Below are 18,143 nucleotides of genomic sequence, written 5' to 3'. Positions count from 1 at the left end.
TAAGCGGCCCTGCAGCTCGGGCGCCCGACGAACTATGCTGGGCCATGCTGCCGACCCACGACCTGGGCCAGGCGCCCTCACCCGCGCCCTGGGCCTTCACCGACGGCCAGCTGGAGGCGCTGAAATGGCTGGGCGTCGGGTTCATGTTCCTCGACCACTTCGGGCGGCTGCTGCTGGGCTTCGGCACCGACAGCTGGGTCTTCGCAGCCAGCCGGATCGCCTTTCCGCTCTTCGCGGTCGTGCTGGCGCTGAACCTGGCGCGCGAGGGCGACCGGGCCGGTCGTGCCGCACGCACCGCGGGGCGCCTGGCGCTCTGGTGCGCGGTGGCGGTCGGCCCCTCCATCTGGGCCCGCGGACTGCCCTGGATGGTCAACGTGCTCGGCACGCTCGCCCTCGGCGCAGCGCTGTGCTGGGCTTTCGCCGCCGCCCAGGCACCGCCGTGGCAGCGCCTCGGCGCGGCCGTGGCTGCCGCGCTCGCGGCGCACTTCGTGGAGTTCGGGCTCGCCGGGGTGCTGCTGGTGCCGGCAACGTACCTCGCCGCCGCGCAGCGCTCTGCCGGCGCCGCCCTGGTTGCCGTGCTGCTGTTGCTGATGATTGCCTGGCTGAACGGCGCTTTCGGAGGTGTGGAGGCGTTCCTGGGGACCGTGGCCGTCGTTCCGCTGGCGGCGCTGGTGCGCACGCTTCCCATATTGCTGCCCCGCACGAAGCTCACCTTCTACGTGGTGTACCCGCTGCACCTCGCGTTGATCGGCGCGCTGCAGGGCGTGGTCCGCTGAGGGGCGGGTGCCGGCGGCCGGCGCCCACCTCCGTGCTCTCCCCTCGTCACAGCATCGGGCGCAGCTCGCGTGCCGCATCGAGCAGCAGCGGCAGCATGTCCCTCGCAAGCGCTGCCTTGTCGCTGCGGTGGCTGCCCGCCACGGCGTTCATGGCGGCCACGGTGCGGCCGCGCATGTCGCGCAGGGGCACGGCCACGGCGTGCACCCCGAGCTCGTGCTCTTCGCTCGCGGCACAGAAATCCTGCCGCCGCACCTGGTCGATCAGCGCACGGAAGGCCTTCTGTTCGACGACCGTGTGCAGGGTCAGGCGCGGCAGTTCGCGTCCGCGCAGCCAGGCGGTGAACGCCGTCTTGGGCTGCGCAGCCAGCAGTACGCGGCCGGTGGACGTGGCATGCGCCGGCAGCCGCGCGCCCAGGTGCACCCCGTAGGCCATCACCCGTGACGGCCCGCTGCGCGCCACGATGACCACTTCGTCGCCGTCCAGCACGGCGGCCGAGAACGAGTCGGCCGTGAGCGAGGCGAGCCGGTTCAGCGTGGGTTGCAGCAGGCGCGGCAGCCGCGCGGAAGCGAAGTAGCTGCCCGAAAAGCGCAGCACCTTGGGAGTGAGCCAGAAGTGGCTGCCGTCGGTCTCGAGGTAGCCGAGGTGCGCCAGCGTCAGCAGGTGGCGCCGGGCCGCGGCGCGCGTGATGCCGGCGCGCTGGGCGGCAAGGGTGGCGTTCAGGCGCTGGCGTTCGGTGTCGAAGCTCTCCAGCACGGCGAGCCCGCGCGCCATGCCCTCGATGATGTCGGCCTTCGCTATTTCCATGCGTGCTCCTGCAGGGCCGCGTAGGGCTCCTGCGGCAATGCTGCGCGATCATCGCGCAGCTCGCGCGATGATCGCACAGCCGGTCTGTCCGACCGACCCGTCGCAGGCGCATGCGTCCTAAGCTCGCCCGATTCAGGAGACAACATCCATGCGTACCCAGGTCGCCATCATCGGCGCGGGCCCGTCGGGCCTGCTGCTCGGTCAGCTGCTGCACAAGGCCGGCATCGACAACGTCATTCTCGAGCGCCAGAGCGGCGACTATGTGCTGAGCCGCATCCGCGCCGGCATCCTCGAGCAGGTCACCGTCGATCTGATGCACGAGGCCGGCGTGGGCGAGCGCATCGGTGCCGAAGGCATTCCGCACCACAGCATCGAACTGGTGTTCTCGGGCGAGCGCCACCCCATCGACGTGCACGGGCTCACCGGCGGCAAGGTGGTCACCGCCTACGGACAGACCGAGCTCACGCGCGACCTGATGGACGCGCGCGCCGCCTCCGGCCTCACCACGATCTACGAGGCGGCCGACGTGCAGCCGCTCGACTTCGACGGCGAACGGCCGCGGCTGGAGTTCCGCAAGGACGGGCGCACGCAGGTGCTCGAATGCGACTTCATCGCGGGCTGTGATGGCTTCCACGGCGTGAGCCGCGCCAGCGTCAAGGACCGCGTCACCGAGTACGAGAAGGTCTACCCCTTCGGCTGGCTGGGCGTGCTGTCCGACACACCGCCCGTGTCGCCGCACGCCATCGTGTACGGCAACAGCGAGCGCGGTTTTTCGCTGTGCTCGATGCGCAGCATGACCCGTTCGCGCTACTACGTGCAGGTGCCGCTGACCGACCGCGTGGAAGACTGGAGCGACGAGCGCTTCTGGGACGAGCTGCGCCTGCGCCTCGACAAGGATCTCGCCAGCCGCATCGTCACCGGCCCCAGCATCGAGAAAAGCATCGCGCCGCTGCGCAGCTTCGTCGCCGAGCCGCTGCGCTTCGGGCGCCTGTTCCTTGCCGGCGACGCCGGCCACATCGTGCCGCCCACCGGCGCCAAGGGCCTGAACCTCGCAGCCACCGACGTGAAGTACCTCTCCAGCGCCTTCATCGAGTACTACGCCGAACGCAGCAGCGCGGGCATCGACGGCTATTCGGCGCGTTGCCTCAAGCGCATCTGGAAGGCGGAGCGCTTCTCCTGGTGGTTGACCACGCTGATGCATCGCTTCCCCGACACCGAAGGATTCGGGCAGAAGGTGCAGGAGGCCGAGCTCGAATACCTGGTGAGCTCGAAGGCGGCCTCGGGCTCGCTCGCCGAGAACTACGTCGGGCTGCCGCTGTAGATGCCCCCTCCGGCTTCACCCGCTGCGTCGCACTGCGCCTGCATCGAACGGTCGAACATGGACGGCTCCAGTCCGTGCTGGATCGACTTCGCCGCCACGACGCCATCGGCCATGGCGGTCACGCAGCATGGATGCGCACGCTCGGCCAGCTCGCCGATCGCGTAGACACCGGGCAGACTGGTGCGCGCCTGTTCGTCGGTCTGGACGAATCCGCCTGGGCGCAGCGCCAACGGCAGGCCCAGCAGCGCAGAGGCATGCGGCTCGTACCCGTACAGCACCAGGATCTGATCGAACGATTGGTCATCGACCACTCGCGCTTCGGCGACGCGGTAGCTCCCCACATGGACGTGGCTGCGCGGCACGCGCGCGACCAGCTCGGCACGCGCGCGTAGCGAGCGCGCGTAGATGCGTACGGACGCCGCGCCGCGCTCTCGCGCGAAGAGATACCCGATCCGTGCCGCCGTTCGCGCCGCCGCCTGCATGACCCACTTCGATGGTGTCGGGGGTTCGGGGTGCCCGCGATGCCAAGCAATAGCACCTTCGTACTCAAGTCCGGGATGCTGTCAGGCCGACCGGCTTTGATAGCCTTGCCGGATGCAACCCCCGTCCCCTCAGCCGCTTGCCGGTGTCCGCATCCTCAGCCTCGCCCTGAACCTCCCCGGTCCCGCCGCCCTGATGCGCTGCCGCCGCATGGGTGCCGAGTGCATCAAGATCGAGCCACCTGCGGGCGATCCGATGCGGCGCTACGAACCGACGGCGTATGACGCGTTGCACGAGGGCGTATTCGTGATCACGACCGACCTGAAGGATCCGGTCGGGCAAGCGGTGCTGCATGCCGAAATTGCCCGCGCGACCGTGTTGCTCACCTCGTTTCGCCCGTCCGCACTCGCGCGCCTCGGCCTGGCCTGGCCCGACCTGACCGCGCGCTACCCCCGGCTGTCGCAGGTGGCCATCGTCGGCGGCGCGGGTGCTTCGGCCGAGGCGCCGGGCCACGACCTCACCTATCAGGCGGAGCATGGCCTCGTCACCGGGACCGAGCTGCCCACGACGCTCCACGCCGACATGGCGGGGGCGCTGATGGCCGCCGAGGCGGTGCTCCAGGCAGCGCTTCTGCGCGAACGCGGGCGCTACCTCGAGGTGCCCCTCGCCGAAGCCGCTGCGTTCCTGGCGCTGCCCCGGCACTGGGGCCTGACCCTTCCGGACGGGGCGGTGGGAGGCGCGAATCCCGGCTATCGCGTCTATGCCTGCCGCGATGGGCGAATCGCCGTCGCGGCGCTCGAGCCGCACTTCGCCCGCGCCCTGGCTGCGGCGGTCGGCCTCGGCCAGCTGGCAGTCGAGCCGCTGGCCGCCTACTTCGCCGCGAGGACGCGCGCAGAGCTCGACGCGCTCGCGCGGCAGCACGACCTGCCGCTGCACACGATGGCTTGATGGCACGGCTGCGATCCGGCCGCTTGTGCAGACGCGGTGGATCCGTCGAACGCCGACGGCCCGCTTTGCGGCATTCCGCTGCGTACGCCTGGCCGGAACGGCTGCCGTGCGGCTAGGGCAGCATGCCTGCGCCGCCGCGCGCGCACTCCGCCCAATCCTTCAGCGGCCTTTGCGCACTGGCTTCGTGGCCGACCCCGTGACCCGCGGCGGCAGTCCGGTGTGCTGCGTCAGCAGGCGTCCCTTCGCCGGCGCGGCCGCAGAAGGCGTCGAGTTCTTGCGCCGCGCGCTCTGATAGCCCCCGTCGGTCGCGGGCTGGAACGTCGGGATCAGGTGGTGCTTGCCATTGCCGATCAGGTCGGCGCGACCCATCGCCTTGAGCGCCTCGCGCAGCAGCGGCCAGTTGTTCGGGTCGTGGTAGCGCAGGAAGGCCTTGTGCAGGCGCCGGCGCCGCTCGCCGCGCACCACATCGACGCTGTCCTCGGGCGTGGGCTCGCGCCGCAGCTTGCGCAGCGTGTTGCGGCCCGAGTGGTACATGGCCGTGGCGGTGGCCATGGGGCTGGGGTAGAAAGTCTGCACCTGGTCGGCGCGGAAGCCGTTGCGCTTGAGCCAGAGCGCCAGGTTCATCATGTCCTCGTCGCTGGTGCCCGGGTGGGCGGCGATGAAGTACGGAATGAGGTACTGCTTCTTGCCCGCCTCGGCCGAGTACTTCTCGAACATCTGCTTGAAGCGGTCGTAGCTGCCGATGCCCGGCTTCATCATCTTCGACAGCGGGCCGGACTCGGTGTGCTCGGGCGCGATCTTGAGGTAGCCGCCTACGTGATGCTGCACCAGCTCCTTCACGTACTCGGGCGACTGCACTGCAAGGTCGTAGCGCAGCCCGGAGCCGATCAGGATCTTCTTGACGCCCTTGAGCGCGCGCGCGCGCCGGTACATCTTGATAAGCGGACCGTGGTCGGTGTTGAGATTGCTGCAGATGCCGGGGTACACGCAGCTGGGCTTGCGGCATGCCGCCTCGATCTCGGGGCTCTTGCAGCCGATGCGGTACATGTTGGCTGTGGGGCCGCCCAGGTCGGAGATCACGCCGGTGAAGGCCGGGATCTTGTCGCGGATCTCCTCGATCTCGCGGATCACCGAATCCTCGCTGCGGCTTTGAATGATGCGGCCCTCGTGCTCGGTGATCGAGCAGAAGGTGCAGCCGCCGAAGCAGCCTCTCATGATGTTCACGCTGAAGCGGATCATCTCCCAGGCGGGAATCTTGGTGGCGCCTTCGTGGCTGCCCGTCTCGTCGGCGTAGCGCGGGTGCGGGCTGCGCGCGTACGGCAGGCCGAAGACGTGGTCCATCTCGGCGGTGGTCAGGGGAATCGGCGGCGGATTGACCCAGACGTCGCGATCGCCGTGCGCCTGCACCAGCGCGCGGGCGTTGCCGGGGTTGGTCTCCAGGTGCAGCACGCGGTTGGCGTGCGCATAGAGCACCGGGTCGGATTTCACCTGCTCGAATGCCGGCAGGCGGATCACGGTGCGGTCGCGATTCAGCCGCAGGCGTGGATTGGGTACGAACTGCAGCACCTGGCCGGCTGGCGCGTCGGCGCTGACCGAAGCTTCGCCGCCCTCTTCCCGCGCACACGACTCACCCTGCGACTTCGCCTGGTCGGCAATGGTCATGTAGGGGTTGACGTGGTCTTCCACGCGGCCAGGCTGATCGACGGAAGTCGAGTCGATCTCCAGCCAGCCCTCGGGCGTGCTGCGGCGGATGAACGCAGTGCCGCGCACGTCGGTGATGTTCGCGATGGGCTCCTTGGCTGCGAGGCGGTGCGCGATCTCGACGATCGCGCGCTCGGCGTTGCCATACAGCAGCAGGTCGCACTTGGCATCGACCAGGATCGAGCGCCGCACCTTGTCCTGCCAGTAGTCGTAGTGCGCGATGCGGCGCAGGCTGCCTTCGATCCCGCCCATGACGATCGGGGCGTCGGGAAAGGCCTCGCGGCAGCGCTGCGAATAGACGAGGGATGCGCGGTCGGGACGCTTGCCACCGACGTCGCCGGGCGTGTAGGCGTCGTCGCTGCGGATCTTCCGGTCGGCGGTGTACCGGTTGATCATCGAATCCATGTTGCCGGCGGTGACCCCGAAGAACAGGTTCGGCCTGCCGAGCGCCTTGAACGGATCGGCGCTGTGCCAGTCGGGCTGCGCGATGATGCCGACCCGAAAGCCCTGCGCCTCCAGCACGCGGCCGATCACCGCCATGCCGAAGCTGGGGTGATCCACATAGGCGTCGCCAGTCACCACGATGACGTCGCAGCTGTCCCAGCCGAGCTGCTCCATCTCCGCACGGCTGGTGGGCAGGAAAGGCGCCGTGCCGAAGCGGGCGGCCCAGTAGCGCCGATAGCTGGTGATCGGCTTGGCCGCGCGTGCGAAGAGGGAGACGTCGAGGGGGGCGTTCATGGAGTGCGGGGGGACGGCCTGGGCAGACCGGCCACGCATTCTAAAGTTCCGACCCTGCCCCTCCCTTCGGCAGGGGCAGGGTCACGTCGCTTCCGTGCGCAGCTGCGCGCGTCGGCTGCCCCACCACAGACGGCTATCGACGGCGACCAAAGCCGTATCCGAGCGGCTCATGCCGCGTCGCTGAGGTCGCCTCCTTCGCCATCGCACTGGGCCCGCACATGGGCGAGCAGCGGAAGCACGTCTTCGGCCGATGGGAAGCGCGCCATCAGCGCCAGGCACAGCATCGACAGGAACAGCTCGGCCCGGCTCGGCGGGAGCTCCTGAAGCGCCTCGCGCAATGCACCGTAGCTGCGGTCAAGGTCCGCGTCCGTCATTCCTCGTGCAGGGTGGCGGCTGTCCGGCGCTCAACGGCCCCGCTCCGGCGGGTTGCCGCGCGCAGCGTCGAGCTCCCAGGGGCTGTTCTCCACGTTCGGGCCGTCGGGGTAGGCCTTGGCGCCGTCTTGCACTCCCGGGCGCGGGCGCGCCCCCGGAACGCCGGCGGGGACATCGGGAGCGGCCTGCTCAAGAACGTCGTCGGCTCCCGCAGCGGGCTTTTGCGGGGCGGCGTTCTCGCCGAAGGTCTTGGCGCCGGGGTCGGTGTCGCGGTTCTCGTTGCTGCCCCGCCCTGGTCCGGGGCCGATGCTGGTCTGGCTCATGGGAAAGATCTCCGTGAATCCAGGCAGCGTAGGCCGGCACCGCGGGGCCGCGCGCCGGCAGCGAAGCCGTCGGACTGTAGGCACTGTCCGGCCCATGGCGGCGCCCCGGTGCACCGGGATCCACCAGCATCGGTGTCGCAGCACTGCCCGGGAAATGACAGCCGAGGACGAGGAAGGCGGACAGGACCCGGCGGCACCATGAGACCGCCGCACAGGAGCGGGCAGCGGCCTGTCGCACCGGGCTACATCGCGGACAACTTTCCCGAATCGATGGCGGGCCCGGTGTAGCGCGCGGTGAAGACTTCGCCGGGGTGCGATTGCGCAAGTTCGTCGCGCAGCGCGGCATACGCGGCCGGCGAGATGGCGACCACGCCCCCGCGAGCCTCTTCGGCGGCCTGGCGCACCCGCTCGGCTTCGCCGCCCACCAGCGTGCGTTCGAGCCCGCCGGGACCTTCGAAGCGCGCCACCTCGGCCTGCATGTCGTGCAGCGCGAGCCGCAGCCCGCGAGGGTCATGACGCTGCTGCATCGCGCGCAGCGCCTTCAGCGCCGAAGCGGGCTCGTCGAACAGGAGTACGGTGGATTCGCGCTCGAAGCGGTCGAGCTCGCCGCCGAACTGCAGGGCCAGCAGGGCCAACTCGCCACGGAATGCCTCGCGTTCGGAAGTCGAGCCGTTCAGGGCCGCAGATTGCACGAGCAGCAGCATCAGCGGCTGGTGCGCAAAGCGGATGGACGGTGCGCGTGCGCCGTGGAAGAGGTCCTCCCACTGGCCGGGCGACAGGTGCCGCGCCAGCCGCTCGCCGAGCACCTCCATGCGCCGCGCATGCTGGCGCTGGCTCACGTGGGCCTCCACCCGCGCGATCACCTCGCGAACATCGACCGGTTTGGTGAGGTAGTCCACGGCCCCGAGTTCGCGGCCCAGAACCACCTGCTCGCGTTCGCTCAGGGAGGTCATGAAGGCGACGGGGATGCTGGCGGTGCGCGGTTGCTGGCGCAGCCGGCGCAGCACTTCGTAGCCGTCCATGTCGGGCATGACGATGTCCAGCAGCAGCAGGTCGGGGGCCGGCTCGGTGGCGGCGAGGCAGAGGGCTTCCTGCCCGGAGGCGGCCTGCAGGACGTGGTAGCGCCCCTCCAGCAGCTGGCTCATCAGCCAGAGGCTGTCGGGAGAGTCGTCCACCACGAGGATGCGGGGCAGCGGTGCGGCAGACGGCGGAACATCGAGGACCATGGGCTGTGCGGAAACGCATCCGCTCGTCGGGATGCGCCGGCCGGAACATACCTCAATTCCAGCGCCCTGCGCAGGGAAATACCCGAGCGCAGGCGCAGGCGTTGCAGTTCAGCGATTGCCGCCCGGATCGCGCCTGGGCTCGACGCGGTCGAATCCCGCCGCCGTGTCCGCCCCCGCCTCACCAGCGGCCGGGCGTCCGCCGTCCCCCGACTTGCGCGCCTCGTCGGCGGCGAGCGCGCGCTCCCTGGCCCGCGCGTCGGGCGCATCGGCCGCGCCGAGCGCCTCTGCGGTGCCCTGCCGCGAGCCTGCCCCCTGCGGCAGCGCGGAACGGCGGGCAGATGGCAGCGTCGGATCGGCTCCGGTGTCGGCCATGTCGGCGCCGTCCGGGAACGCGCCTGCGCCGCCGACTTCCGTGCCGCCGCGCAACGGCATGCCCACGGCGGCGCCACCGCCGGTGAGGCTGTGCGTGCCGACCGGCCCTGAGCGCATGGTCGCCGCCCCCTGGCGGGACCCGGCGCGCGCCGGGGGCGACGCCTGCGCGGTGCCGGTCGGCGACGCCGCATGGGTGCCGGCGCTGGACGGCGGAATGCCGACGGAAGGCGCAGCACCGCCTTGCGCCGACGACACCGACTGCCATCCCTGTGTGCGCCACTGGCTCACGCGGTCTTCCAGCCCGATCGCCCCGCAGCCCCGCAGGATGCCGATGAGCCGCTCGGCGTCGGAGGACTCCGCCTGGACCAGCAGCAGGCTGGTGCCGCGCCGCAGCGCTTCCGAGTAGATGCCCGACTCGTCCGTGTGGCTCTCGACCAGGTTCGCAAAGAAGCCGCCGATCGACTCCAGCACGCCCCGGGGCTGGTAGTCGGGGTCGCCGGGCCTCGGCTGCGAGGGCCCCGCATGGTCGAGAAATTCACTGCTGCCGCTGGGGTCGAAACGGATACGGTCTCTGGCGACACCGGCCTGCTCCAGCCGCTCGATCGCCTGGCGGGCGGCCCGGGGGTCGTCGAAAGTCGCAACGATGTTCTGCACGGCAGTCTCCTGTCTTGGTCCCTGGAGCGTCCAGACTAGGCGCCTGCCTCGGCCCGACGGTGTCGGACACAGCCGCGTTCAAACACGCTTGCCGCGCACACAGGCTGATGCACCGCACACCCACCACCTGTGGCTCAATGGTCTTCGTATCAACCGCAAGAGGAGCGCCATGGGCAATCAGATCGTGACCGAAGCAGACCGCCGTGCTACCCCGAAGCCTCGACCGGCTGCAGGCCGGAACGTGCCGCGCCACGGCAGCGGCCAGACGGTCAGCCGCGAGCGTGGCAGCGCGACCCGCAGCAAGAAGAACCCTGGCAAGCGGCCGCGCCAGGGCGGCAGCTGACTCCCCGTGCGCCACTGGAGAACCTGATGAAACTCGATGTGTACCGCCGTCCCGAACCGGAGCACAAGCTCTCCTACCTGATCGTGCCTGCGGGCAAGGAGATACCGCAGGAAGCGACCAGCACGGAATGGGTGGCTCACGCCCGCGACGTGGAGATCGACGAGAGCGCGGCCAGCCTCACCGAATACGGCATCGACGAGCCAGCCCGCCAGCTGCGCGAAAAGCGCTACGCCATCACCAGCCTGGACCACCAGTTGCAGGCGAACGACTGAGTAGTCGGCATCGCAGGCAAGCGGCGGCCGCGGACGTGGGTGAGGGGCTGAGCCGCCGGCGTTGAAGCAAGCGGCGTCGGCCGGTGCGCGGCTGCGCCTGCCGGCGCGCACGCCGTTCCCGCCGCGTGCGGGGGGCAGCTTTCGCGCACTTCGCCTGCGGGCACGGCTCCGGGCGTCCCGCGGCCGCGATGCGGATCTCGAGCCAAGGTCGCCCTCAGCGGGCATGTGCTAGAAACGCCACCGCCCCCGTCTTGCCATGCACGCGCCCGCCCCGACTTCTGCTGCCGAACCCGGCGCCGACCCCATCGCCGCGCCCGCACCCTCCTACACCGTTGCCGTCCGCACCCTGTGCGAGTTCACTGCCCGCCACGGCGACCTGGACCTGCGCTTCACGCCCGCTCCCACCGCGCAGCAGGGCATCGCCGGGCACCAGCTCGTGGTGGGCCGGCGGGGCGCCGGCTACGAGTGCGAGATCAGCCTGCAGGCGAGCATCGGACCGCTCACCGTGCGTGGCCGCGCCGACGGTTTCGATCCGGCCGCCGGTCGACTCGAAGAGATCAAGACCCATCGCGGCGACCTCGCGCGCCAGCCCGCCCACCACCGGCACCTGCACTGGGCCCAGCTCAAGGTCTACGGCGCCCTGCTGTGCCAGGCGCGCGGATTCGAGACGCTGCGCCTCGCGCTGGTCTATCTCGACCTGGAAACCGAGCGCGAAACGGTGTTCGAGGAAGTGCATGACGCCGGCGACCTGCGCACCTACTTCGAAGGCCAATGCCACCGCTTCCTCGACTGGGCGCTGCTGGAAGCCGCGCATCGCCGCGCGCGCGACGATGCGCTCGGTGCGCTGCGCTTTCCGCACGCCGAATTCCGCCCGGGGCAACGCACGCTGGCCGAGGCCGTGTGGCGCAGCATGCGCTCGGGCCGCTGCCTGCTCGCACAGGCGCCGACCGGCATCGGCAAGACAGTGGGAACGCTCTTCCCGGCCCTGAAGGCAGCGCCCGCAGAGCGGCTGGACAAGGTCTTCTTCCTGGCAGCCAAGACGCCCGGCCGCCAGCTGGCGCTGGACGCGCTGCAGCGGCTGGGGTGCTCCGGTGCCGCCGGCGTGCCGCTGCGCGTGCTGGAGCTCACCGCCCGCAGCAAGGCCTGCGAGCATCCGGACAAGGCCTGCCACGGCGAATCGTGTCCCCTCGCGCGCGGCTTCTACGACCGGCTGCCCCAAGCCCGGGCCGAGGCCCTGTCGCTGCGCACGCTGCCGCGGCAGGCGCTGCGCGATGCGGCGCTGGCCCACGCCATCTGCCCCTACTGGCTCTCCCAGGAACTGGTCCGCTGGGCAGACGTGGTTGTGGCCGACTACAACTACTTTTTCGACACGAGCGCCCTGCTGCATGCAGCCGCGCTGGAGCAGGACTGGCGCTGTGCGGTCCTGGTCGATGAGGCGCACAACCTGGTCGAGCGCGGCCGCCAGATGTACAGCGCCGAACTCGACGAGGCGGCTTTCGCGGACCTGCGCCGCACCGCTCCCGCGGCGCTGCGCCCGGCCTTCGAGCGGCTTGCCCGCAGCTGGAGCACCTTGCGTCGCGAGCAGCAGACCGCCTACGCAGTGCACGACGAGCTCCCGGGCCGCTTCGTGGCCGCGCTGCAGCAGGCCGCCGGCGCGGTTGCCGACCACCTGGCCGAGGCTGGCGACGTGCCGTTGCCGCAGCTGCAGGACTTCTATTTCGACGCCCTCGCCTTCACGCGCCTGGCCGACAGTTTCGGTGCGCACTCGGCATTCGAGCTCACGGTGCACAGTGCAGGCCGGCGCCCGAGCTGCGTGGCGACCATCCGCAACCTGGTTCCGGCGCCCCACCTCGCACCACGCTTCGCCGCCGCGCACGCGGTTGTGCTGTTCTCGGCAACGCTCCATCCCCAGCGTTTCTACCTCGACAGCCTCGGGCTGCCGGCCGACGCGGCTGTCGTCGAGGTGGAATCGCCGTTCGAGGCGCAGCAGCTTGCCGTACGCATCGCGCCGCGCATCTCGACCCGATGGGCCGACCGCGAGCGCTCGGTAGCGCCGATCGCTGCGCTCGTTGCCAGCCAGTGGCGTGCCCGTCCGGGCAACTACCTCGCGTTCTTCAGCAGCTACGACTTCCAGCACCGCGTGGCCCGGTGCCTGGCAGCGGAACACCCCGACGTGCCGCACTGGGAGCAGTCGGCCGGCATGAGCGAGCACGAGCGGCAGTCGTTCATCGACCGCTTCGTGGCGGGCGGCCAGGGCGTCGGCTTCGCCGTGCTGGGCGGCAGCTTCGGAGAGGGCATCGACCTTCCGGGCGATCGGCTGGTCGGCGCCTTCGTCGCCACGCTCGGCCTGCCGCAGGTCAACCCGGTCAACGAACTGCTGCGCGAGCGGATGCAGCAGGCGTTCGGCGCCGGCTTCGACTACGCCTATCTATTTCCCGGCATCCGCCGTGTGGTGCAGGCGGCGGGCCGCGTGATCCGCAGCCGCGACGACCGCGGCGTACTCTGGCTCATCGACGATCGCTTCGCCCGCGCCGAGGTGCGCGCACTGCTGCCGCGGTGGTGGCAGGTGGAACGGGGCTGAACCGGCGCACATCCGCCGAAGCGAGCGCCGGCAGCCACCATCGCGCCCCCATCGAATGCCGCCCACTACACTCGCGGCGAACAACGCAGCCCGCCATGCTTTCCCACACCGCAGCGAATTCGCCGGCCCGCGTATTGATCGTCGATGACCAGCCGGGCAACCTGCTCGCCCTCCAGGCGGTGCTGCAGGAACTCGACGCCGAGCTGGTGCCTGCCCGCTCGGGCGCGGAAGCGCTGGCCCGCACGCTGGACGAGGACTTCGCGGCCATCCTGATGGACCTGCGCATGCCGGACATGGACGGGATCGAGGCAGCGAGGCTGATCCGCTCCCGGGTACGCTCGCGCAACACGCCCATCCTGTTCGTCACTGCCACCGAGCCACCCGACGCCGACATCGAGGACGCGTATGCCCTGGGCGCGGTCGATTTCCTCACCAAGCCGCTGCAGCCGCGCGTGCTCAAGGGCAAGGTCGCCTTCTTCATCGCGCTGCACCGAAGCCGCGAGGAGCTGCGCGAGGCCGAGCGCAGCGCGGTGAACGAGCGCGCCTTCCTGGCCGCCGTACTGGACGCCGTGGAGGACGGCATCGTGGCCTGCGACGCGGAGGGGCGGCTGACGCTGTTCAACCGCGCCACGCGCGAACTGCACGGCCTGGCGCCCTCGGACATGCCGCGGCAGGAGTGGCCGCAGCGCTACGGGCTGATGCGGCCTGACGGCAGCGGCCCCCTGCCACCCGAAGAGATTCCGCTGGCCCGCGCGCTCGCCGGCGAGCGGGTGCGCAACGCCGAGATTTCGGTGGATGGCGCCGATGGCCGTTGCCATGTGCTGTGGGCGAGCGGCCAGCCGCTGTACGACGCCCGCACCGGCCGCCAGCTCGGGGCGGTGGTCTCGATGCACGACGTCACGGCCCAGCGCGAAGCGGCCGCTGCCCGCGAGCTGGCAGTCCGCGAGCAGGCCCGGCGCGAGGCGGCAGAAGCGGCGGCAGAGCGACTGCGTGCAAGCGAGGAACGCTACCGCACGCTCTTCGACTCCATGGAGGAAGGCTTCTGCGTGATCGAGATCCTGTTCGACGAACAGGAGCGCGCCGTCGATTACCTCTACCTCGAGGCCAACCCCACCTACACCCGCCACACCGGTTTGCGCGACGTCACGGGCCGGCGCATGAGCGCTCTGGGGCGAACGATCGATCCGCACTGGCTGGAGGTGTACGGGCAGGTCGCCACGACCGGGCAGCCGCAGCGGCTGCTGCACCACCTGCCCGGCGTGCCGCGGTGGTTCGACGTGAGCATCACCCGCGTAGGCGAGCCGCGGGCGCGCCGGGTTGCGCTCATTGCGAGCGAGGTCACGGAACGGGTGCAGGCCGAGGAGGTGCTCAGGCGCCTGGCCGACGAGCTAGCGGAGACGAACCGGCGCAAGACCGAGTTCCTGGCCACCCTGGCACACGAGTTGCGCAACCCGCTCGCGCCGCTGCGCAACGGGCTGCACCTTCTGCGGCGCGCGCGGGACGACGCGGCGCGGCTGCGGACCTGGGACATGATGGACCGCCAGCTCGGGCACATGGTCCGGCTGATCGACGATCTGCTGGACATCGCCCGGGTGAGCACCGGCAAAGTCGAACTCAAGCGCACCCGCTCCACGCTGCGGCAGTTGGTACACAGCGCCGTGGAGACCGCGCAGCCGCTGCTGGACGCGGCCCGCCACACCCTTGTAATGGACCTGCCCGCAGAGAGCGTCTGGCTCGATGTGGACCCCACGCGCATCGCACAGGTGCTCTTCAACCTGCTCTCCAACGCCGCCAAGTACACCCCCGACGGAGGCCATATCCGGCTGCATGCCCACGTGGAGGGGCGTCAGGTGGTGCTGTCGGTGCACGACGACGGCATCGGCATCCCCGAACAGGATCTCACGCGGGTGTTCCAGATGTTCACGCAGTTCGGCCGCGAGAGCTTGCATGCGCCGGGGGGGCTGGGCATCGGCCTGGCACTGGTGCAGTCCCTGGTGGACCTGCACGGCGGCCGCATCGAAGCCGAGAGTCCCGGGCCTGGCCGCGGCAGCACCTTTACGCTGCGGCTTCCGCTCGCGGCGGACGAGGCGGCATCGGCCGCTGCCGACGAGGGCGCCTCCCGGGCTGGGACAGGCGGGCTGAACGTGCTGGTGGTCGATGACAACGAGGATGCGGCGGAGAGCCTGGCGACCATCCTGCAGATGGACGGCCACGTCGCGCGTGTGGCCCACGATGGACAGCAGGCCCTCGCGCTCGCACGCGAGTTCGGCCCGCAGGTGGTGTTCCTGGACATCGGCATGCCCGGCATGGACGGCTACCAGGTCGCCCGCACCCTGGGGCAGCAGCATCCGGGCGCAAGCCGGCCGGTGCTGGTGGCGCTGACGGGCTGGGGTGCGCCGGACGATCTCGCGCGGGCACGCGATGCGGGGTTCGACCACCACCTCACCAAGCCAGCGGAAATCGCCGATGTCGAGCGGCTCCTGGACGGGCTGCGCGCCGGCCTGTGAAGGCCGCGGGACGGCCAGGGCCGATGCGGTGGCTCGGAGGCAGGCGCTGGTGCAATGGGGGTTCGGGAACGGCGCGACTACGGCGGGCGCCGCGGGCTGGAGGTGAGGCAGCGCGCAGGCCGCCCCCGGGCTTCCTGCCCATGGCGCATCGGCCGGCCGAGCGCTGCTGCTGCCCGGCCAGTGCGCCGAAGGATCAGGAAGAGGAGCGCTCGGCGTTCTGGGCCGCAGCGACGCGCATCTGATGGCGCTTCTTGCCGGCGGCGCGAGCTTCCTCGCTGGTGAATCGGTGGGCGCGGCCGTGCTCATGCGCCGCCTTGCCACCCATGCTCGCGATCTCGCGTTTCTTCTCGGGGCTCAGGACCGCGAAGCCACGCTTGGCCCGCGCGGGCGCAGCGATCAGGGCCTCCGCGGCGGTGTTCTCGGCGGTCACGTTGGTGTTGCTGGCGCTGGTGTTGTCCATAGCTTCTCCCTTTGGTTGGACATGGATGAGGCTTCGCATTCTGAAGAGTCATCAGCCCCTCGGGGCTCCAAACGGGAAAAATTGGGCGCCGTCCTACACAGTTGAGTCCTTCGTCCGACAGGGTATCCGCCGACGTCCGACGCAGCTCATCCGTTGAAGCCGCGCTCCAGCAGCGCGCGCAGGCCCGCTTCGTCCAGCACGGGAACACCCAGCTCCCGGGCCCTGTCAAGTTTGCCGCCGGCCTCCTCGCCCGCGACCACATAACCGGTCTTCTTGCTGACCGAGCCAGCCACTTTGGCTCCGGCCGCCTCGAGCAGCGACTTGGCCTCGTCGCGCGACAGCGTAGGCAGTGTGCCCGTGAGCACCACGGTGATTCCCGCCAGCGGCTGCGGAGCCTTCGCTGCCGGTGCCGCTTCGGGCCACTGCAGGCCACAGGCGCGCAGCTGCTCCACCACCTCTCGGTTGTGCGCTTGCGCGAAGAAGGTGTGGATGCTTTCGGCGACCACCGGCCCCACGTCCGGCACCTCGAGCAACTGCTCGACGCCCGCATCCATCACGGCATCCAGCGTGCCGAAATGGCGGGCCAGATCGCGCGCGGTGGCCTCGCCGACGTGGCGTATGCCCAGCGCGAACAGAAAGCGCGGCAAGGTGGTGGCCTTGGACCGCTCCAGCCCTGCCAGCAGGTTCTGCGCGCTCTTCTCGCCCATGCGTTCCAGCGCGAGCAGCTTGCCCAGGCCGAGCCGATACAGATCGGGTAGGACGCGGATGACCTCTGCATCGACGAGCTGGTCGATCAGCTTCTCGCCCAGCCCTTCGATGTCCATGGCACGTCGCTGCGCGAAGTGCAGCAAGGCCTGCTTGCGCTGCGCAGCACAGAACAGGCCGCCGCTGCAGCGGTGATCGACTTCGCCCTCCTCGCGCACCGCCTCGCTGCCGCACACCGGGCAATGCGACGGCATGGTGAAGCGCGGCGCATCGTGCTGCCGGCGCTCCGGCACCACGCCCACCACCTCGGGGATGACGTCGCCTGCGCGCCGCACGATGACGGCGTCGCCCACCCGCACGTCCTTGCGCCGCGCCTCGTCCTCGTTGTGCAGCGTGGCGTTCGTGACCGTGACGCCGCCGACGAAGACCGGCGCGAGCCGCGCCACCGGCGTGAGCTTGCCGGTGCGCCCGACGAACACGTCGATCGACTCCACCGTGGTCACCTGCTCCTGCGCCGGAAACTTGTGCGCCACGGCCCAGCGCGGCTCGCGCGTGACGAAACCCAGCCTGCGCTGCAGCGCCAGGTTATCGACCTTGTAGACCACGCCGTCGATGTCGAAGGGGAGCTGGTCGCGTTCGCGGCCGACCGCCTGGTGGTAGGCCACGAGATCCTCGGCGCCGCGGGCGCGCGCCGTGCGTTCGGAGACCGGCAGCCCCCAGCCGCGCAGTGCCTGCAGCGCTGCGTAGTGCGTCGGGAAGTCGGGGCCGCCGTGTTCGGCCGGCGTGATTTCGCCCCAGCCGTAGGCGAAGAACGACAGCGGCCGCTGTCGCGTGACCTGGGGGTCGAGCTGGCGCACCGCGCCGGCAGCGGCGTTGCGCGGGTTGACGAAGGTCTTCTCGTTGCGCACGCCGCGGGCGATCTTCTCGCGCTGCTGCTCGTTCATGCGCTCGAAGTCGTCGCGTCGCATGTACACCTCGCCCCGCACCTCCAGCACGGGGGGCGCGCTGCCTCGCAGGCGCAGCGGGATCTGGCCGACGGTGCGGATGTTCTGGGTGACGTCCTCGCCCACCTCGCCGTCTCCCCGGGTCGCGGCCTGCACCAGCAGGCCATGTTCATAGCGCAGGTTGATCGCGAGGCCGTCGAATTTCAGCTCGGCGACGTAGTCGATGGGCGGATCGGCGTCGCCGAGGCCGAGCTCACGGCGCACCCGGGCATCGAAACTGCGCGCCCCGCTTGCCTCGATGTCCGTTTCGGTGCGGATCGACAGCATGGGCACGCGGTGGCGCACCTTGGCAAAGGCATCGAGCGGCCGGCCGCCCACGCGCTGGGTGGGCGAATCGGGCGCGCGAAGCTGCGGGTGGGCTTCCTCCAGTGCCTGCAGTTCCTGGAACAGCCGGTCGTACTCCACGTCGGGGATCTCCGGCGCATCGAGCACGTAGTAGCGGTGCGCGTGGTGGTGCAGCTGCTCGCGCAGCCGCCCCGCGCGCTCGGCAAGCTCGACACTGGGAGCCGCCGGGGCAGCGGGTGGGGTCGCGTCCTGGGGAGGGTGCATCGTGGT

Annotated in this window: 16 protein-coding genes; 7 read left to right on the top strand and 9 right to left on the bottom strand. The window is 70.5% G+C overall.

Annotation, left to right across the window (positions count from 1 at the left end; all coding sequences use genetic code 11):
• Positions 1–44 precede the first annotated feature (44 nt).
• Positions 45–776 carry a TraX family protein gene (locus tag WG922_RS08425; protein WP_340282031.1) on the top strand — a complete coding sequence of 244 codons (732 nt, stop codon included), beginning with the start codon at positions 45–47 and terminating at the stop codon, positions 774–776.
• Between the two features lie 46 nt (positions 777–822).
• Here the strand turns inward: WG922_RS08425 and WG922_RS08420 are convergent, their stop codons facing one another.
• Entirely contained in the window at positions 823–1,581 is a 759-nt protein-coding gene (locus WG922_RS08420) for an IclR family transcriptional regulator domain-containing protein (protein ID WP_340282029.1), read from the bottom strand.
• 148 nt (positions 1,582–1,729) lie between these two features.
• Here WG922_RS08420 and pobA point away from each other — a divergent pair, with 148 nt between their 5' ends.
• Positions 1,730–2,902, top strand: a complete 1,173-nt coding sequence (gene pobA / locus WG922_RS08415; RefSeq protein ID WP_340282027.1) for a 4-hydroxybenzoate 3-monooxygenase — start codon at positions 1,730–1,732, stop codon at positions 2,900–2,902.
• Here pobA and WG922_RS08410 read toward each other — a convergent pair.
• The gene (locus tag WG922_RS08410) at positions 2,881–3,384 is read right to left on the bottom strand and encodes an FAD-dependent oxidoreductase (RefSeq protein ID WP_340282025.1); all 504 of its coding nucleotides are present in this window, start codon (positions 3,382–3,384) and stop codon (positions 2,881–2,883) included. The two genes, pobA and WG922_RS08410, sit on opposite strands and share 22 nt — an antisense overlap.
• A gap of 112 nt (positions 3,385–3,496) precedes the next feature.
• Here WG922_RS08410 and WG922_RS08405 point away from each other — a divergent pair, with 112 nt between their 5' ends.
• On the top strand, positions 3,497–4,330 hold the full coding sequence (locus WG922_RS08405; protein ID WP_340282023.1) for a CoA transferase: 834 nt from the start codon (positions 3,497–3,499) through the stop codon (positions 4,328–4,330).
• Positions 4,331–4,489: 159 nt separating this feature from the next.
• Here the strand turns inward: WG922_RS08405 and WG922_RS08400 are convergent, their stop codons facing one another.
• From WG922_RS08400 to WG922_RS08380, 5 genes are all read right to left on the bottom strand, one after another.
• Entirely contained in the window at positions 4,490–6,769 is a 2,280-nt protein-coding gene (locus WG922_RS08400; protein WP_340282021.1) for a YgiQ family radical SAM protein, read from the bottom strand.
• 167 nt (positions 6,770–6,936) lie between these two features.
• Positions 6,937–7,143 carry a hypothetical protein gene (locus WG922_RS08395; protein ID WP_340282019.1) on the bottom strand — a complete coding sequence of 69 codons (207 nt, stop codon included), beginning with the start codon at positions 7,141–7,143 and terminating at the stop codon, positions 6,937–6,939.
• Positions 7,144–7,173: 30 nt separating this feature from the next.
• Positions 7,174–7,464 carry a hypothetical protein gene (locus tag WG922_RS08390; RefSeq protein WP_340282017.1) on the bottom strand — a complete coding sequence of 97 codons (291 nt, stop codon included), beginning with the start codon at positions 7,462–7,464 and terminating at the stop codon, positions 7,174–7,176.
• Positions 7,465–7,706: 242 nt separating this feature from the next.
• Positions 7,707–8,690, bottom strand: a complete 984-nt coding sequence (locus WG922_RS08385) for a response regulator (protein ID WP_340282015.1) — start codon at positions 8,688–8,690, stop codon at positions 7,707–7,709.
• Between the two features lie 108 nt (positions 8,691–8,798).
• Positions 8,799–9,716 carry a hypothetical protein gene (locus WG922_RS08380; protein ID WP_340282013.1) on the bottom strand — a complete coding sequence of 306 codons (918 nt, stop codon included), beginning with the start codon at positions 9,714–9,716 and terminating at the stop codon, positions 8,799–8,801.
• A 169-nt stretch (positions 9,717–9,885) separates the two neighbouring features.
• On the opposite strand from WG922_RS08380, the gene WG922_RS08375 reads away from it, so the two are divergent.
• From WG922_RS08375 to WG922_RS08360, 4 genes are all read left to right on the top strand, one after another.
• Complete coding sequence (locus WG922_RS08375) at positions 9,886–10,059, top strand: hypothetical protein (RefSeq protein WP_340282011.1); 174 nt, start codon at positions 9,886–9,888, stop codon at positions 10,057–10,059.
• 26 nt (positions 10,060–10,085) lie between these two features.
• Positions 10,086–10,331: a DUF6139 family protein gene (locus WG922_RS08370; RefSeq protein ID WP_340282009.1), complete on the top strand. Its 246-nt coding sequence runs from the start codon at positions 10,086–10,088 to the stop codon at positions 10,329–10,331.
• Positions 10,332–10,587: 256 nt separating this feature from the next.
• Positions 10,588–12,912 (top strand): ATP-dependent DNA helicase, encoded by a 2,325-nt coding sequence (locus tag WG922_RS08365; RefSeq protein WP_340282007.1) that lies wholly within the window; start codon positions 10,588–10,590, stop codon positions 12,910–12,912.
• Positions 12,913–13,007: 95 nt separating this feature from the next.
• Positions 13,008–15,419: a hybrid sensor histidine kinase/response regulator gene (locus WG922_RS08360; RefSeq protein ID WP_340282005.1), complete on the top strand. Its 2,412-nt coding sequence runs from the start codon at positions 13,008–13,010 to the stop codon at positions 15,417–15,419.
• A 193-nt stretch (positions 15,420–15,612) separates the two neighbouring features.
• On the opposite strand, the gene WG922_RS08355 is transcribed toward WG922_RS08360, so the two are convergent.
• Entirely contained in the window at positions 15,613–15,879 is a 267-nt protein-coding gene (locus WG922_RS08355) for a KGG domain-containing protein (protein WP_340282003.1), read from the bottom strand.
• 146 nt (positions 15,880–16,025) lie between these two features.
• A complete protein-coding gene (gene ligA / locus WG922_RS08350; RefSeq protein ID WP_340282001.1) occupies positions 16,026–18,137 on the bottom strand; it encodes an NAD-dependent DNA ligase LigA in 2,112 nt (703 codons plus the stop codon).
• Positions 18,138–18,143 lie beyond the last annotated feature (6 nt).

Origin of the sequence: Ramlibacter sp. AN1015, assembly GCF_037726105.1 — a bacterium.
Taxonomy (GTDB): Bacteria; Pseudomonadota; Gammaproteobacteria; order Burkholderiales; family Burkholderiaceae_C; genus Ramlibacter.
This window is presented reverse-complemented; position numbering and strand designations above follow the sequence as displayed.

Bases quoted from the DNA above. Each gene is read 5' to 3' on its own strand.
- WG922_RS08425 (WP_340282031.1), top strand. From the start codon at position 45: ATGCTGCCGACCCACGACCTGGGCCAGGCGCCCTCACCCGCGCCCTGG.
- WG922_RS08420 (WP_340282029.1), bottom strand. From the start codon at position 1,581: ATGGAAATAGCGAAGGCCGACATCATCGAGGGCATGGCGCGCGGGCTC.
- pobA (WP_340282027.1), top strand. From the start codon at position 1,730: ATGCGTACCCAGGTCGCCATCATCGGCGCGGGCCCGTCGGGCCTGCTG.
- WG922_RS08410 (WP_340282025.1), bottom strand. From the start codon at position 3,384: ATGCAGGCGGCGGCGCGAACGGCGGCACGGATCGGGTATCTCTTCGCG.
- WG922_RS08405 (WP_340282023.1), top strand. From the start codon at position 3,497: ATGCAACCCCCGTCCCCTCAGCCGCTTGCCGGTGTCCGCATCCTCAGC.
- WG922_RS08400 (WP_340282021.1), bottom strand. From the start codon at position 6,769: ATGAACGCCCCCCTCGACGTCTCCCTCTTCGCACGCGCGGCCAAGCCG.
- WG922_RS08395 (WP_340282019.1), bottom strand. From the start codon at position 7,143: ATGACGGACGCGGACCTTGACCGCAGCTACGGTGCATTGCGCGAGGCG.
- WG922_RS08390 (WP_340282017.1), bottom strand. From the start codon at position 7,464: ATGAGCCAGACCAGCATCGGCCCCGGACCAGGGCGGGGCAGCAACGAG.
- WG922_RS08385 (WP_340282015.1), bottom strand. From the start codon at position 8,690: ATGGTCCTCGATGTTCCGCCGTCTGCCGCACCGCTGCCCCGCATCCTC.
- WG922_RS08375 (WP_340282011.1), top strand. From the start codon at position 9,886: ATGGGCAATCAGATCGTGACCGAAGCAGACCGCCGTGCTACCCCGAAG.
- WG922_RS08370 (WP_340282009.1), top strand. From the start codon at position 10,086: ATGAAACTCGATGTGTACCGCCGTCCCGAACCGGAGCACAAGCTCTCC.
- WG922_RS08365 (WP_340282007.1), top strand. From the start codon at position 10,588: ATGCACGCGCCCGCCCCGACTTCTGCTGCCGAACCCGGCGCCGACCCC.
- WG922_RS08360 (WP_340282005.1), top strand. From the start codon at position 13,008: ATGCTTTCCCACACCGCAGCGAATTCGCCGGCCCGCGTATTGATCGTC.
- WG922_RS08355 (WP_340282003.1), bottom strand. From the start codon at position 15,879: ATGGACAACACCAGCGCCAGCAACACCAACGTGACCGCCGAGAACACC.
- ligA (WP_340282001.1), bottom strand. From the start codon at position 18,137: ATGCACCCTCCCCAGGACGCGACCCCACCCGCTGCCCCGGCGGCTCCC.